The sequence below is a fragment of the Tepidiforma bonchosmolovskayae genome (genome assembly GCF_008838325.1).
GTDB lineage: Bacteria > Chloroflexota > Dehalococcoidia > Tepidiformales > Tepidiformaceae > Tepidiforma > Tepidiforma bonchosmolovskayae.
The window spans coordinates 1456826-1472092 of sequence record NZ_CP042829.1 but is presented as its reverse complement, the minus strand read 5'-3'; the positions used below and the strand labels follow the sequence as shown (position 1 = coordinate 1472092).

The 15267-nt window shown below is 70.7% G+C and carries 11 protein-coding genes; 6 read left to right on the top strand and 5 right to left on the bottom strand.

Translation table 11 applies throughout. From position 1 onward, the window contains the following. Nucleotides 1-117 precede the first annotated feature (117 nt). Both Tbon_RS14185 and Tbon_RS07280 read left to right on the top strand, forming a co-directional pair. Complete coding sequence (locus Tbon_RS14185; RefSeq protein WP_225734568.1) at nucleotides 118-552, top strand: hypothetical protein; 435 nt, start codon at nucleotides 118-120, stop codon at nucleotides 550-552. Nucleotides 553-573: 21 nt separating this feature from the next. After that, complete coding sequence (locus Tbon_RS07280; RefSeq protein WP_158067020.1) at nucleotides 574-1089, top strand: DinB family protein; 516 nt, start codon at nucleotides 574-576, stop codon at nucleotides 1087-1089. A gap of 6 nt (nucleotides 1090-1095) precedes the next feature. Here Tbon_RS07280 and Tbon_RS07275 read toward each other — a convergent pair whose 3' ends face one another. After that, nucleotides 1096-2265, bottom strand: a complete 1170-nt coding sequence (locus tag Tbon_RS07275; RefSeq protein WP_158067019.1) for a WD40/YVTN/BNR-like repeat-containing protein — start codon at nucleotides 2263-2265, stop codon at nucleotides 1096-1098. A 58-nt stretch (nucleotides 2266-2323) separates the two neighbouring features. Beyond that, entirely contained in the window at nucleotides 2324-2827 is a 504-nt protein-coding gene (locus tag Tbon_RS07270; protein WP_158067018.1) for a VOC family protein, read from the bottom strand. 80 nt (nucleotides 2828-2907) lie between these two features. Between Tbon_RS07270 and ligD the strand changes: the two genes are divergently transcribed. Beyond that, nucleotides 2908-3942 (top strand): non-homologous end-joining DNA ligase, encoded by a 1035-nt coding sequence (gene ligD, locus Tbon_RS07265; protein WP_158067017.1) that lies wholly within the window; start codon nucleotides 2908-2910, stop codon nucleotides 3940-3942. A 46-nt stretch (nucleotides 3943-3988) separates the two neighbouring features. Here ligD and Tbon_RS07260 read toward each other — a convergent pair whose 3' ends face one another. Then, the gene (locus Tbon_RS07260) at nucleotides 3989-4258 is read right to left on the bottom strand and encodes a YciI family protein (RefSeq protein WP_158067016.1); all 270 of its coding nucleotides are present in this window, start codon (nucleotides 4256-4258) and stop codon (nucleotides 3989-3991) included. Nucleotides 4259-4293: 35 nt separating this feature from the next. Beyond that, a complete protein-coding gene (locus Tbon_RS07255; protein WP_158067015.1) occupies nucleotides 4294-4839 on the bottom strand; it encodes a pyridoxamine 5'-phosphate oxidase family protein in 546 nt (181 codons plus the stop codon). Between the two features lie 192 nt (nucleotides 4840-5031). Between Tbon_RS07255 and Tbon_RS07250 the strand changes: the two genes are divergently transcribed. Continuing rightward, nucleotides 5032-6618 (top strand): class I adenylate-forming enzyme family protein, encoded by a 1587-nt coding sequence (locus tag Tbon_RS07250; RefSeq protein ID WP_158067014.1) that lies wholly within the window; start codon nucleotides 5032-5034, stop codon nucleotides 6616-6618. A gap of 234 nt (nucleotides 6619-6852) precedes the next feature. Further along, nucleotides 6853-9087 carry a heterodisulfide reductase-related iron-sulfur binding cluster gene (locus Tbon_RS07245; RefSeq protein WP_192497818.1) on the top strand — a complete coding sequence of 745 codons (2235 nt, stop codon included), beginning with the start codon at nucleotides 6853-6855 and terminating at the stop codon, nucleotides 9085-9087. Nucleotides 9088-9190: 103 nt separating this feature from the next. On the opposite strand, the gene fabF is transcribed toward Tbon_RS07245, so the two are convergent. Then, nucleotides 9191-10450, bottom strand: coding sequence for a beta-ketoacyl-ACP synthase II (gene fabF / locus Tbon_RS07240; RefSeq protein ID WP_158067012.1), 1260 nt, complete (start codon nucleotides 10448-10450; stop codon nucleotides 9191-9193). A 305-nt stretch (nucleotides 10451-10755) separates the two neighbouring features. On the opposite strand from fabF, the gene Tbon_RS07235 reads away from it, so the two are divergent. After that, nucleotides 10756-15255, top strand: a complete 4500-nt coding sequence (locus tag Tbon_RS07235; protein ID WP_192497817.1) for a GAF domain-containing protein — start codon at nucleotides 10756-10758, stop codon at nucleotides 15253-15255. The last annotated feature ends 12 nt before the right edge of the window (nucleotides 15256-15267 follow it).

The following is a 15267-nucleotide window of genomic DNA, read 5'->3' as shown; positions in this document are numbered from 1 at the left end:
CGGGCGGAGTATACCGGCGCGGCCGACCCGGCGGCCTGACAGGCAGGCTCCAAGCGGGTACACTCCCGCCCACACTGCCGATGCTGCGCCATCGGCCCCGTCCCTGGAGGTGACGCGATGCCTGAGTTTCCTTCTGTCGAATGGTTCCGCGCCGCGGCCGACCTGCTGAACGCCTCGGACAGCTTCAAGCGGCTGGGCACCTGCGATGCCGAGATGGGCGTGCAGGTGGGCGACCGGTACTTCGAGATCGACTTCGAGGCGTTCGAGGTGAAGGACGTGAAGGAGATCGATGCGAAGCGGGCGGAGGAGCTCGACTTCGTGCTGGTGCAGTCGCCGGAGGACTGGCGGGCGATGATCGAGGATATTCAGAAGAACGGGCGGGCGACGCACGAGTACACGCTGAACTCGCTGGACCTTCGGAGCGCGGAGGAGTTCGCGCGGGGGAAGGACTACCACCGGCGCGATACGTTCTACCGGTTCAACCAGACGTTCCAGGAGTTCTTCGACATGGCGGCGAAGATCCCGACGACGTTCCCGGCGGGGGTTGCCTAGGGCGGGCCGGGGCGACGGGGGATGGAGCCGCCGTTTTCGCTTGAATTGATCCGTTTTACGGCGGCGTTCCAGGACTGGGCGAACGAACGGATCCTGCGGGCCGCGGTGGCGGCGAGGCCGGAGGCTGCGGCGGCGCGCATCCCGGGGAGCTACGGCGACGGTTCGCTCCATGCGCTGCTCGCGCACGTGGTGGCCTCGGAGCGGCACTGGCTGCGCCGCTGGCTGGGCGACGCGGAGGCGAAGCTGGACGGCCCGGCGACGTGGCCGACGCTGGAGGCCGTGCGGGAGGCGTGGGAGGCCGGCCGGGCGGAGCGGGCGCGATTCTTTGCGGAGCTGGACGAGGCGCGGCTGCGGAGTACGGTCCGCTACCGGCGGAATCAGCCGCCTGTGCCGGATGCGCGGCCGCTCTGGCAGCTCATCCTCCATGTGTTCAACCATTCGACGCACCACCGGGCGGAAGCGGCGGCGATCCTGACGACCATCGGCCGCCCGCCGGAGAGCGTGGACCTGATCGACTACATCCGGCGGGACGGCTGAGGGCGGCTAAAGGAGGTCGCTGGGGATCGCGGTGACGGAGAGGATGGGCGGCAGGGTGCCGGGGAGACGGACCCACGATTCGCCCCACTCGCGGCCGTAGTACACCTCGCCGTTGGTGGTGCCGACATAGACGCCTTCGGGGTCGATGCCGTCGGTATCCATGGCGTCGCGGTAGACGCTCTGGTAGTCGTGGGGGCCGGGCAGGCCGCGGGTGAGGCGCTCCCAGGTGGCGCCGGCATCGGTGGTGCGGTAGATGGCGAACTGGCCGTTCATGACGCGGAAGTTGTCGGCCTCCATTTCGAGGGGGGCGACGAAGACGGCATCGCGGCCCTGTTTGGTGACCGCGAGGGGGAAGCCGTGGAAGGAGGGGAGGCCTTTTGTGACATCGACCCATTTGCGGCCGCCGTTGTCGGAGCGGAAAACGCCGATGTGGGCCTGTCCCCAGGTGCGGTCGGGGTTCTTGGGGTCGAGCCGGAACTTGTGGAACTCGTTGGCGGCGAGGGGGTCGACGCCTTCAGGTGCGGGGAACTGGGCAGCCATCTCGGGGAACAGCTCTTCGATCTTGGCGAACATCTCCCGGACCTCGGGGGTGGTGGCGATGGCGGTGTGCCAGCGCGGCTCCCAGGTCTGGCCGCCGTCTTCGGAGCAGTAGGCGCCGCCGGCGGCGATGGAGACGTAGATGCGGCGGGGCGTGCGGGGGTCGAGCTCGATGGCGGTGAGGGCCGACTGGCCGCCGCCGGTCATGTACCAAAACTTGCGGTCGGGCAGGCGGTTGAGGGTATCGACGGGCTCCCAGGTTTCGCCCCAGTCGGCGGAGCGGAAGAGGCCGGCGGGCTGGGTGCCGGCCCAGACCACGCCGGGTTCATCGGGGTGGCCGGGGGCGATGCCCCAGACGTTGTCGATGGTGATGCCCATATCCTGGGGGAAGCCGAGGCCGGGGGAGCGCTGCTCCCAGGTGTGGCCGCCGTCGTCGCTGCGGGCGACGGAGCGGCCCCAGGCCCAGTGGTTGGCGGCGAGGAGGAGGCGCGCCGGGCGGCGGCGGGTATCGACGGCGGCCTGGTAGACGGAGGTGCCCTTGAGCATGGGGGGTGAGAGCTCCCACCGTTCGCGGGCCGCATCGGAGCGGTAGATAAAGAAGGCCTTGCGGGTGCCGATGAGGAGGGTGGTGCCGGGCATCTGTGGTTCTCCTTCCTGCCCTGTCGCAGCGTTTGGCTGCGGGATTCCCTGGGGTTGGTTACCGGCCGGCCGGCGCGGGTTCGCCGCGGGCGGCGGCCTCGAGCGCGGCGAGGTCAATTTTCGTCATCTGGAACATTGCGGCGAGGACACGGTCGCGTGCGGCGGCGTCGAGCGTCGTGAGCCACTCATCCATCGGGGCCGAAATCTGCCAGCTCACGCCGAAGCGGTCGACGAGCCAGCCGCACTGCTGGGCTTCGCCGTTTTCGAGAAGGGCGTCCCAGTACCGGTCGATCTCTTCCTGGGTGTCACACTCGAGCAGGATGGAGAAGGCAGGGCTGAGGCGAAACTCGGGTCCGCCGTTGAGGAGCATGAAGGGACGGCCGTTGAGCTCGAGGGAGACCGTCATGACGGTGCCGGGTTCCTGGCCGTGGAACTCCCGGCCGACCTCGCTGTAGTGCGTGACGGCGGTGATGCGGGAGTTGGGAAAGAGCTGCGTGTAGAACTCCGCGGCCTCGAGTGCGCCGCGTTCGAACCAAAGGTGGGTGACAAACCTCGGAGCCATGACCGCCTCCCCGGCGTGTGATTGAGGGAAAATATAGCAGCACTCCTTTGCCGTCAAGCAGCCGCGCGTATACTGGCGCCATGCCGACCGAGCGCGTGCTGGTGGATGCCGGCGGCGTGCAGGTGCCGGTTTCGAACCCGGGCAAGCTGTTCTTCCCGGCGGCGGGGCACACGAAGCTGGACCTCGTGCGGTACTACCTGTCGGTCGCGGAGGCGGCCCTCCGGGGCGTGCGGGACCGCCCGCTGGTGCTGAAGCGGTACGTGGACGGCGCGGCCGGGCGGCCGTTCTTCCAGAAGCGGGCGCCTGCGCGGCTGCCGCCGTATGTGCGGACGGGGCGGGTGACCTACCCGAGCGGGCGTTCGGCCAGCCTGCCGGTCATCGACAGCGCGGCGGGGCTCGCCTGGGCGGCGAACCTGGGGTGCATCGACCTGAACCCGTGGCCGGTGCGCGCCGATGACCCGGACCACCCCGATGAGCTGCGGTTCGACCTGGACCCGACGCCGGAGGCGGGGTTCGGGGCGGTGCGGGAGGCAGCGCTGCTCATCGGCGGGCTGCTGCGGGAGTTCGGGCTGGAGGGCTATCCGAAGACCTCGGGCAGCCGGGGCATCCATATCTATGTGCGGGTCGAGCGGCGGTGGGAGTTCGCGGACGTACGGCGGGCAGCGCTGGCGCTGGGCCGCGAGGCGGAGCGGCGGGAGCCGGGGCTGGTGACGACGGCGTGGTGGAAGGAGGAGCGGCACGGGGTGTTCATCGACTACAACCAGAACGCGCGCGACCGGACGATTGCGTCGGCCTATTCGGTGCGGGCGACGCCGGACGCCCGGGTTTCGATGCCGCTGACGTGGGAGGAGCTGCCGCGCGCCGAGCCGGGGCAGTTCACGCTGGCGACGGTGCCGGGCCTGCTGGCGCAGCGGGGCGACGCGATGGCGGGGCTGGATGCGCGGGCGTATTCGCTGGAGCCGCTGCTGGCGCTCGCTGAGGAGCAGGCGCGCGCCGGGCTGGGCGAGGCGCCGTATCCGCCGCACTTTCCGAAGGCGCCGGGGGAGCCGCCGCGGGTGCAGCCTTCGCGGGCGCGGCGCACACGGACCCGGCCCGGGCGGCGGACGGGACGGTGAGGGCCGGCGGGCGCCTCGGTTCGTTCCGACGGGGCCGTCCAGGCTGTCAGAGGCCGATGACGACGTGCCAGGGCTCGATCCGGTGGGCGGTGACGAGCCCGTTCAGCACGTACGGGTCGCGGAGGACGAAGTCGGCGGCGGATTCGGGGTCGGTGAAGACGAGCATGGCGCCGTGGACGGGCTCGCCGACGGCGCCGGCGAGGCGGAGGCGGCCGGCTTCGTGGTACTCGCGGGCGAGCGCGAGGTGGGCCGGGCGGTGGGGCTCCCGCCGCTCCAGGATGTCGGGGACGTACTCGTAGAAGAGGACGTGGAACATGGCGGGCACATGCTAGCGTCCGCCCGGGGGGATGGCTACGCGTCGGCGCTCCAGGGGTCGAGCCCTTCGACTTCGGTCTTCCACATCTTGCGGCCGTCGTAGCTGCGGACCCGCTCGATATCGACGCGCATGACGGCGCGCTCGGGGCTGTCGAAGCGCTCGAATTCGCGCTGGTAGACGTCGGCCGGGACGGTGCGGCGGCCGCCGGCGGTGATCAGCTCGTGGGTGAAGCGGCGGACGGACTCGCGGTCGTCGAAGAAGGTGACGCGGCCGCGGATGGTGACCTGCTTGAACCAGTCGTTCGGGTCAAAGATGGAGAGGGAGATGGCGGGGTTGCGGCGCAGGGCGCGGTACTTGTCGCGGTTGGGTGTCGAGGTGATCCAGATGTGGCCGTCGTACCAGCAATAGGACATCTGGGCGACGACGGGCTCGCAGGATTTGGTGACCCAGGCGACGGCGGCGCGGGTGGACTCGCGGACGATGCGCCAGAGCTCGTCATCGTCGAGGGTGAACGGTTCGATGTACTGGCGGCTCCACCAGGCGGGGCGGGTGGTGCTGCCGGACCCGGCATCGGCGGACATGGCGCGGCTCCTGCGGCATCTTGGCCGGACGGCCAGAATGTTGGCCGCGATGGTGCAGAAGGCGGGAAGGGCTGTCAAGGGCGTGGAAACCTGCGCGGGACGGGGCGAGGGACCCCGGTTCGCCCGGGATGGCGGGTTCCGGTAGAATCGGCGGCCACAAGGGTGTCCCTACGTTTCTTCTCTGGAGTCTGAATGAACACGATCGAGTTCCTGCAGATCACGTCGTCGGTTGTGCCCGACCGGGAGGCGCTGGTCGACTTCGACGGCAACGGGGGCGGGAAGCGGCTCACCTATGCGGAGATGTACCGCCAGGTGTGCAAGCTGGCGAATGCGTTCCAGGGCCTCGGGGTCGGGAAGGGCGACCACGTGGCGATCATGGCCGTCAACAGCTCGGACTTCGTGATCAGCTACTACGCGTCGGCGATGCTGGGCGCGACCTTCGTGCCGCTCAACTACCGGGCGAAGGATGAAGAGCTGACCTACATGGTCAATGTGAGCGAGACGAAGGTGCTGCTCGTTTCGGACCGGTACCGGGAGCTGGTGGAGCGGATCCGGCCGACGCTGACGACGGTGCAGCACTACATCAGCCTCGGCGGTGCGGCCGAGGGGTACCTCCGGTACGAGGAGCTGCTGGAGGGCGGCGCCGAGGACGAGATCTGGACGGAGGTCGACGACAAAGACGCGACGATCATCATCTTTACCTCGGGGACGACGGCGCAGCCGAAGGGCGTGCAGCTTTCGTTCCTCGACGTGACGGCGTACGCGACGAACCAGCCGCCGGCCGACCCGGAGACGCACGAGAAGCTGCTGGTTTCGGCGCCGTTCTTCCATGTGGCGGGGGCGACCGCGATGATCCTCGGCGTCTGGATGGGGCGGACGCTGGTGATCCTGCCGCAGTTCTCGCCGGAGCTGTGGCTGCAGGCGGTGCAGCAGGAGAAGGTCACCCACGCCTTCGTGGTGCCGACGATGCTGAAGCGGATCATGGAGGTGCCGGACTTCGACAAGTACGACATCTCGTCGCTGAAGCAGATTACGTACGGGGCGGCGCCGATGCCGTACGAAGTGGTGCGGAAGGCGTGCGACATCTTCCCGCCGAAGGGCATCGGGTTGATCAACGCGTACGGGCAGACGGAATCGACGGCGACGCTGACGTTCCTCGGCCCGGAGGACCACGACCTGAGCACGGACACGGAGATCAAGGAGCAGCGGCTGCGTTCGGTCGGGAAGCCGATGCCGGATGTGGAGCTGGCGATTATGGACGAGCGGAACCGCCCGCTGCCGCCGGGCGAGGAGGGCGAGATCTGCGTCCGCTCCGACCGCGTGATGAAGGGGTACTACAAGCAGGAGGATGCGACGAGCTCGGCGATCATCGACGGGTGGCTGCACACCGGCGACGTGGGCAAGCTGGACGAGGGCGGCTACCTGTACATCACGGGCCGGAAGAAGGACCTGATCATCCGCGGCGGCGAGAACATCTCGCCCGGGGAGATCGAGAACGTCCTGGAGGAGCACCCGGCGATCGAGGAGGCGGCCGTCATCGGCGTGCCGGATGTCGAGTGGGGCGAGGTGGTGAAGGCGATCGTGGTGCTGAAGCCGGGCGCAACGATCACGCCGGAGGAGATCACGCAGTACGCGAAATCGCGGCTCGCCTCGTTCAAGGCGCCGCAGTACGTGGCCGTGGTGGATGAGCTGCCGCGGAACGTGATGGGCAAGGTCCTGAAGACGGACCTGCGGAAGCTGTACGGCACGCCGACCAACGAGCTGCCGGCGAAGTCATAGCGGCGGGCCGATACGGTCAGCTCCTGCAGCAGCGCCCCGGTCGGACGGCCGGGGCGCCGGCGTGCCGGGGCGGCGTAAGCCGGGCCACGCGGAGCACCGTTCGGGCGGGGTGAACGGGGTTCGCACCGAAGGGGAGGCTCGGGTAGGATGCGGCTACATCGTGCGCGCGGGGACCAGCCGGCGCGCACCGTTTCGAAACCTGCAACGGGAACGCGTGACATGAAGCATGGTTCGATGACCGGCAACGGGGGAGAGCGCCGGAAGGGCACGCGGCTGCGCGGCAGCTGGGGCGGCATTGTCGTCCCGGTCGCGGTGCTGGCGGCTATCTCCGCGATCGAAACGGCCCGGACGACGGACGCCTCGCGCGAGGTGTTCTTCAACATCAAGACGCCGTGGCTGATGTACTTCATCTTTGCCATTTCGATGGCGGTGATCTTCGGGGCGCTCCTCCAGCGGGTGCGCGTCTGGCGGCTGGGGAAACCGCACCGGGTGAACCAGCGCCTGAGCGCGCGGATTACGAACCTGCTGACGCTGGGAGCCGGGACGAGCCGGGTGAAGAACGACCGCTACGCGGGCGTGATGCACGGCTTCATCTACTCGAGCTTCCTCGTGCTGACGATCGTGACCATCCTGCTGGCGCTGGACGACTACCTGCCGCTCATCTTCGGGTCGGACCGGGAGCACCTGTTCCTGACGGGCGGCACCTACCTCGTGTACTCGCTCGTGGGCGACGTGTTCGGCGTCATCGGACTGATCGGCATCGGCATGGCGGTGTACCGGCGCTACATCTCGCCGCCGGCGAAGCTGAACTGGGACCGGCGCGGGACGGAGGACGCGATCATCGTCGGCCTGCTGGGCGTGGTGCTGTTCAGCGGCATCGTAGTCGAAGGGCTGCGGCTGGCGGCCGACGAGATCCCGGCAGGGAACGAATCGTGGTCGAAGTGGTCGCCGGCGGGCTACGTCGTGGCGAAGCTGGTGGGGAGCGTTTCGCCCGATACGCTGCTGGACTTCCACGTGGGGTGGTGGTGGTTCCATGTGGTCGGCGCGTTCACGCTGCTGACGTTGATGGCGCTGACGAAGTTCCGGCACATTGCGCTGGCGCCGGTGAACGCGTTCTTCAAGCGGCCGACGACGCCGCTCTACCTCGAGCCGATGGGCGACATCGAGAAGCTGATCGAGGAGGGCGCCGGGCTCGGCGCGGGCCGGCTGCAAGACTTCACGTGGAAGACGCTCTTCGATGCCGACACGTGCGTGCGCTGCGGGCGGTGCACGGAGGTGTGCCCGGCGTACACGGCGGGGCAGCCGCTTTCGCCGATGGCGCTGATCCAGGACATCAAGACATACATGAACCATGCGGGGCCGCTCATCCTGAAGGGGAAGAACCCGGAGGAGGAGCTGGAGCCGCTGGTAGGCGGGTACATTAAGGATGAGACGCTCTGGGCGTGCCGCACCTGCGGGGCGTGCATGCAGGAGTGCCCGGTGCTGGTGGAGCACGTTCCGCCGATTGTGGAGATGCGGCGGTACCTCGTGATGGAGCAGGCGCGGGTGCCGGCGACGGCGCAGGCGGCGCTCCAGAACCTGGAGCAGCGCGGCCACCCCTGGCGCGGGACGCAGCTCACGCGGGAGACGTGGATCGAGCAGCTCCGCGCGCAGGGCATCGACGTACCGATCTACGACGGGTCGCAGGAGTACCTGTACTGGGTCGGCTGCTCGGGCGCGCTGGTGGAGCGGAACATCCCAATTACGCAGGCGGTGGTGAAGCTGCTGCTGGAGGCCGGCGTCAGCTTTGGTGTGCTGGGGCAGGCGGAGACCTGCAACGGCGAACCGGCGCGGCGGCTCGGCAATGAGTTCCTGTTCGCGACGATGGCGCAGGCGAACGCCGACGCCCTGAATGAGATGGGCGTGAAGCGGGTGATCACGAGCTGCCCGCACTGCTTCAACACGTTCCGGAACGAGTACCCGGATTTCGGCGGGAAGTGGGAGGTGACCCACCACGCGGATTTCCTCCAGTTCCTGCTGGCGAAGGGCGACCTGAAGCCGAAGGAGGGCACCGGGGCGACGATCACGGTGCACGACAGCTGCTACCTCGGCCGGGGGAACGGGATTTACGACACGCCGCGGCAGGTCATCGAGGCGATCCCGGGCGCGAAGCTGGTGGAGATGCCGCGTTCGCGGGAGCGCGGGCTCTGCTGCGGGGCCGGCGGCGGGAACATGTGGCAGGAGGAATCGGGCACGCGGGTGAACCACCTGCGCGCGGCAGAGGCCGCGAACACGGGCGCGAACATCGTGGCGACCGCCTGCCCGTTCTGCATCCAGATGTTCGAGGACGGCATCCCGGCGGTGCAGCCGGACGAGGAGAAGCGCACGATCCGCGCGTTCGATATCGCCGAGCTCCTGGAAGTCGCGGTGCGGCCGACGGCGCGTCCGCTGCGCGACGGCGATGTCGAAGTGCCGCCGGGCGTGGTCTAGGCGGCGCCCCACTCCGGAGCGAACGTTCAGCGGCCCCAGGGAGGTTTCCCTGGGGCCGCGCTGCTGTTTGCGATGCACCGCGCGGGCGGGACGCCGCCGGGGGCTACGGTTCGTAGCGGACGATGGCGAGCGAGCTGTTCTGGCCGCCGAAGCCGAAGCTGTTCTTGAGGGCGGCGCGGACCTCGGCCTTGCGGGCGACGTTGGGGACGTAGTCGAGGTCGCAGTCGGGGTCGGGGTGGTGGAGGTTGATGGTGGGGTGGATGGTGCCGGTTTCGATGGTCTTGATGGTGGCGACGGTCTCCATGCCGCCGCTGGCGCCGAGGCCGTGGCCGATGAGCGACTTGGTGGCGCTGATGGCGATGCGGTAGGCGTCTTCGCCGAAGACGCGCTTGATGGCGCGGGTCTCGGCGGTATCGCCGAGCGGGGTACTGGTGGCGTGGGCGTTGATGTAGTCGATGTCGGCAGGGGAGAGGCCGGCGTCGCGGAGGGCCTCGGCCATGGCGCGGGCGGCGCCTTCGCCGTCGTCGGGCGGCGCGGCGACGTGGAAGGCGTCGTTGGTGCAGCCGAAGCCGGCGATCTCGGCGTAGATGCGGGCCCCGCGGGCACGGGCGTGGGCTTCGGACTCGAGGACCAGGGCGCCGGCGCCTTCGCAGGGGACGAAGCCGTCGCGGGTGGCGTCGAAGGGCCGCGAGGCTTCCTCGGGCGGGCCGTCGAAGCTGGTGAGGGCGCGCATGACGGAGAAGCCGGCGAGGCCGAGCTCGGAGATGCCGGCTTCGCAGCCGCCGGTGACGGCGATCTCAGCTCGGCCGGAGCGGATGAGCCAGGCAGCTTCGCCGATCGCCTGGGTGCCGGCAGCACAGGCGGTAACGATGGTGCCGTTGTAGCCGCGGAGGCCGAACTGGAGGGAGACCTGGGCGGCGGCCATGTTGCCGAGGGAGCGGGCGAGGTAGAGGGGGTCGATGCGCATGCCGCCCCGCTCGAAGAGGGTGCGGGCGGCCTCCTGGATGTCGGGGTAGCCGCCGCCGCCGTTGCCGATGAGGACGGCGATGCGGTCGCGGTCTTCGGCGTCGAGGTTGAGGGCGGCATCGGCGATGGCCTGGGCAGCCGCAGCGACCATGAACTGGGAGAAGCGGGCCATGCGGCGGGCGGCCTTGCGCTCGATGTAGCGGGTCGGGTCCCAGTCTTTGACTTCGCCGGCGAACTTACACGGGTAGCCGGTCGGGTCGACCATGGTGAGGTGGCCGATGCCCGAGCGGCCGTCGACGAGGTTCTGCCAGAACTCGTCGACGGTCTGACCGGCGGGCGTGATGGCGCCGAGGCCGGTGACGACGACACGGGTTCGCGAGCGCAACGTTTCGTTCATGGTGCGTATGGTACTCCGCCGGCGCTCTCGGGCACGGGGCGCACCGGGGCAGGACGGGAGGGGAGGGCAGATTCCCATGAAACAGGGCCGAAAAGGTTGTTGCCCGGAGAAATTTCGGGAACTCCCTGATATCGCGCAGGGAATGCCAGTACGTAGGATGCGGGCGCCTGCCGAGGCTGTATCTGCCGGTTCCGCACGTGGGCGGGCCCGGCCCCCGGGGGAAGGAGATGGGGGAGCATTCACCGGCGGACCACGGAGGGACCGCGGGAACGCAGGGCCACGCTGCGCCGCCGGCGCGGGAGGCCGTGCCGGGAAGCAGCCGCGACGTGGAGGCGGAAGCCGCCCGGCTTGCGGAGCTGGCTGCCCGGGAGCTGGGCGCCGACTGCGCCTATGTGGCGCTCAGCCGGCGGGGCAGGCGGGCGTTCTGGTGGCCGCTGGAGGGTCGGCTCTCGCCGGGGAACTGGCCGTTCGACCACCGGCGGAGCGACCGGGCGTTCACCCGGGTGCTGGAGCAGGAGGGTGCAACGGTCATCGCGGACACACTGGACCTGCCAGCACCGAGTCCGGGGCAGCGGGCCGCGATCGCTGCGGGGGTGCGGAGCACGGTGCGGCTCCCGCTTACCGACGAGCAGGGCACGGTGCTGGGGTTCGTGCTGGTTGGGAGCACAACGCCCGGGTACTTCAGCCGGGAGGATCTTGGGAAGCTGGGCGAGCTTGCCGCCGCGGCGATGGCCGGGCTGCGGCCGCTGCTGCTGCTCGAACGGCTGGAGTTCGAACGGGCGATCCGGACGGCCGAGGCGGACCTGCTGGGGAGGATTGCGGCGGCGGAAGACGAGGCGGCCCTGCTCGAACGCGTGGCCGCCGGGGTGCAGGCTGCGCTCGCCGCCGATGCAGTATTCGTGCTCGTCGAGGGAGGGCCCGGCGGGGAACGGACGGTGCGGTCGGCCCCGCCCGGGCTGCTGACGGCAGGCCTCTGGGATGCGGCGATGGCGGCGGCCGCCGACCCGGCGAACCGGCGGCTGACGGAAGAACGGCCGGGCGAGACGTGGGTCCGGGAGTCGCTCGACGAGCCGGACCTGATGCCGGCAGAGGCGTTTGCGCGTGACGCGCTGGGGATGCGGTCGCTGGCGGCCGCGGTGCGTGCGCGGCGCTGGGGCGGGCTGGGGCTCGCGGTGGTGGCGCTGCGGCGGGAGCCGGGTGCGTGGAGCTCGACGGAGCGCAGCTTCCTCGCCCGGGTGGGGAGGGTCGTCGAGCTGGGCGTCGAGCGGCTGCGGCGCGGCGAACTGGCCGTTGCGCATGCGCTGGCGCTCGAGCAGCATGCCGGGATGCTCAACGTTGCCGCGGAGCTCTTGGAGACGCTCTGGGAGGCGCGGGAACTCGGCCCCGCCTGCCAGGCGATCGCCGAGCGGCTGCGCGACTACTTCGGGGCGGACCATGTCGCGCTCGGGACGGTCGACCTGGAGCGGCGGCGCCGGGAGCTGCTCGGGCTGAGCTCGGGGGTGATGGGTCCGGGAGAGTTTGAGCCGGCGCTGACCGATGCTGACGTGGCAGCCTACCGGGAGGCGCTGGCGCACCGGGACGAACCCGCGGGCGACATCTTTGCGACCCTGCCGCCGAACCCGGGAACGGCGATCGGGCGGGAGCGCGGGCTGCTCTCGGGCATGCGCGTGCCCTTCCGGCTCACCGACGGGACGGTGGGGCTGGTGACGGTCGGCAGCCGGCAGGCGCACCGGTACTCCCGGGGCGACGAAGAGCGGCTGATGGAGCTTGCGCGGCCGCTGGCGGTGGCGATCGACCGGGTGCGGCTGCTCGGGAGGCTTGCGGAGCAATCGGAGCTGCTGGAGGCGAAGACCCGCGTGCTGCTCGCGCTCACGCCGGCCGCATCGATGCAGGACGCGGGAGACGTGTTCGTACGGGAGGTGCGGCGCATCTTCGGCGCGTCGCATGCGGTGGTCCTGACCACGGGCCCCGGTCGTCAGCCGACGCTCTCGGCCTCGAGCGACCATTTTTCGGCCGGGGAGCTGGCCGAACTCGAGCGGGCGGTGCGGGAGGAGCCGGACGCCTGGGAGGGCCTGGCCAGGGGCGGGCCGGCGCTGACCGAAGACGCCCGGACCGGGCAGCACGACCGCGCGACCCGGGTGCTGGCGGAGCACGGGCTGCGCAGCGTGATGCGGGCGCCCATCCGGGATGCTGCGGGCGTGGTCCGGGGCATCGCGACCGTGGCAGCCCCGGCGCCGCGCGCCTGGGACGCGGAGGACCTGGCCCAGTTCGGCGAGCTGGCCGGCACGCTGGGGACGGTGCTCGAACGGGCGTACCTCATCGCCTCGGCGCACGAGCAGGCGCAGCGGGCACGGGCCGTGCTCGACCTGCTGGGCGCGCTCGGTGCGCACGACCGTTTCGAGGAGCTGGCGGCGCAGGTGGCGGGAGCGCTCCGGGCGATGTACGGCGCGGACCAGTGCGCCATCGGGGTCGTCGAGGGGAGCAGCGTGCGGGTCGCGGCGGCCGACCCGGAGGCCGCCGGGTGGCGGGCAGGCGATGTGCTGCCGGCAGAGCAGGTGTTCGATGCGTGGCCGCCGGCAGGCCCCGTGGTGCACGTCTTCGACGACCTGGCCGCGGAGACGCGGCTGACGGCGGCTTCGATGGCAGAGCGGGACGCCGGCATCCGGTCGAGCATGCGGGTGGCGGTGCGCGACGGCGACAGCGTCTGCGGGGTGGTGACCCTCGGTGCCCGCCAGCCGGGCCGATTTGGCCGGGCCGATGCCGAGCAGCTCGGCCAGGCGGTCCAGCCCCTGGGGCTGGCGGTCCGGTACTTCCGCGGCCGGGAGGAGCAGGCGCGGCGGACGGCGCGCCTGGAGGCGACCGCGCGCATCCTCGCCCGGCTGAACGCCGGCGGCACGGCCGAGCGGGTGGCGCAGCGGTTCCTCGCGGATTGCCGGGCGCTGTTCGGGGCGGAGTTCGGCGCCGTGTTCGTGGTCGAACCCGGGCAGGCGACCGCCCGCCGCCTCGCCATGGACGCCGGGATCGCGCTGCCCGCGGAAGCCTCCGCGGATGAATTGCCGGTGGGCCGGCTGCGGGGCGCAGGAACGGCCGGCCGGGTCGCGCCGGAGTTCGCGGCCGACGCGCGCGAAGAGCTGCCGCTGCACGCGGGGCACCGGGCGCTGCTGGAGGCCGGCCTCTTCTCGGTCATCCGGGCGCCGCTGGTGGTGCACGATTCGGTGCGCGGGCTGGTCGAGCTCCGGGGCGAGGGCACCGGTCGGTTCGGCGCTGAGGATGCCGAGCTGCTGGCGACGCTGGCAGGGCCGCTCGCGCTGGCGCTGGAGAAGGCCTCGGCGCTGGAGTCGCTGGCGGAGAGCGAGCTGAAGTACCGCTCGCTGGTGGCGCAGGCGGAGGAGATGATCCTCACGGTCGACGCGGCCAGCCGGCGCATCCTCGACGCGAACCCCTTCGCGGCCCGGGTGCTCGGCTACACGCAGCGCGAGCTGCAGACGCTGCGCCTCGACGATATTTCGATGGCCGACGAAGCCGAGCTCGGCGCGTTCATGGCGCGCATCCACGCCGATGGGGAGGTGCACCTCGCCGATGTGCGCTACCGCAAACGCGACGGTTCGCCGCTGGACGTGGAGGTGGTCGCCTCGCTCGTCGCCTACGGCGGGCGCGAGGCGGTGCTCGTGCTCGCGCGCGATGTTTCGGAGCGGAAGGCGCTGATGGCCCAGCTGATGCAGAGCCAGAAGATGGAGTCGCTGGGGACGATGGCCGGCGCTGTGGCGCACGACTTCAACAACCTGCTGACGACGATCCTCGGGTTCGCCGGCCTGCTGAAGCGCTCGCCCAACCTCGACATCGACGAGCGGGAGAACGTGGCGCTTATCGAGGAGGCGGCGCGCAAGGCGGCCGACCTCACCGGGCGGCTGCTCTCGTTCGCGCGCGGCGGGCTCGTCCGCTTCGGGCGGGTCGACCTTCGGACGGTCATCGAGGACACGCTGCAGCTGGTGGCGCCGGCGATCAATTCGCGCGTTGCCCTCGATGTGGAGCTGCCGGAGACGCCCCTCATCGTGGAGGGCGATTCGGGGCAGCTGGAGCAGGCGCTGATGAACATCGTGCTGAACGCACGCGATGTGATGCCCGAAGGCGGCCGCATCGCCATCCGGGCGGGCGCGACCGGCCCGCTGGCCTGGGTGGAGATCGCCGACACCGGCCCGGGGATGACCGACGAGGTCCGGATGCGCATCTTCGAGCCGTTCTACACGACAAAGCCGCCCGGCTCGGGCACCGGCCTCGGCATGGCGATTACGTACGGCATCGTGCAGGGGCACCACGGCGATATCACCGTCGACAGCGAGCCCGGGCGCGGGACGACGTTCACCCTCAGCTTCCCGCTGGCGCCCGGCGAGCGGGACGGCGCCGCCGACGCCTTCAGCGCGGGCGAGGGGAACCTCATCCTTGTGGTAGACGACGACCCGATGGTGCGCCGGGCGCTGGCGGCTACGCTCGGCGACCTGGGCTACAACGTCGTAGAGGCGCCGGGCGGCGCGACGGCGATCGAGATCGTGCGGGCCCGGCCGGACCGGTTCGCAGCGGTGCTGCTCGACCTGGTGATGCCGGGCATGACCGGTTCCGAGACGTTCCGGGCGCTGACGGCCATCCGGCCCGACCTGCCGGTGGTGGTCTGCACCGGATACGCGGCGGACGCGCACATCGACCGGGATGTGAAGCGGCGGATTGCCGGGCTCATCCAGAAGCCGTTCACGGCGGAGCGGCTGGCGCGGGCGCTGGAGGCGGCGGGGGCGCGGCCGGTGCGCAAATAGGGAGGAGGGAGC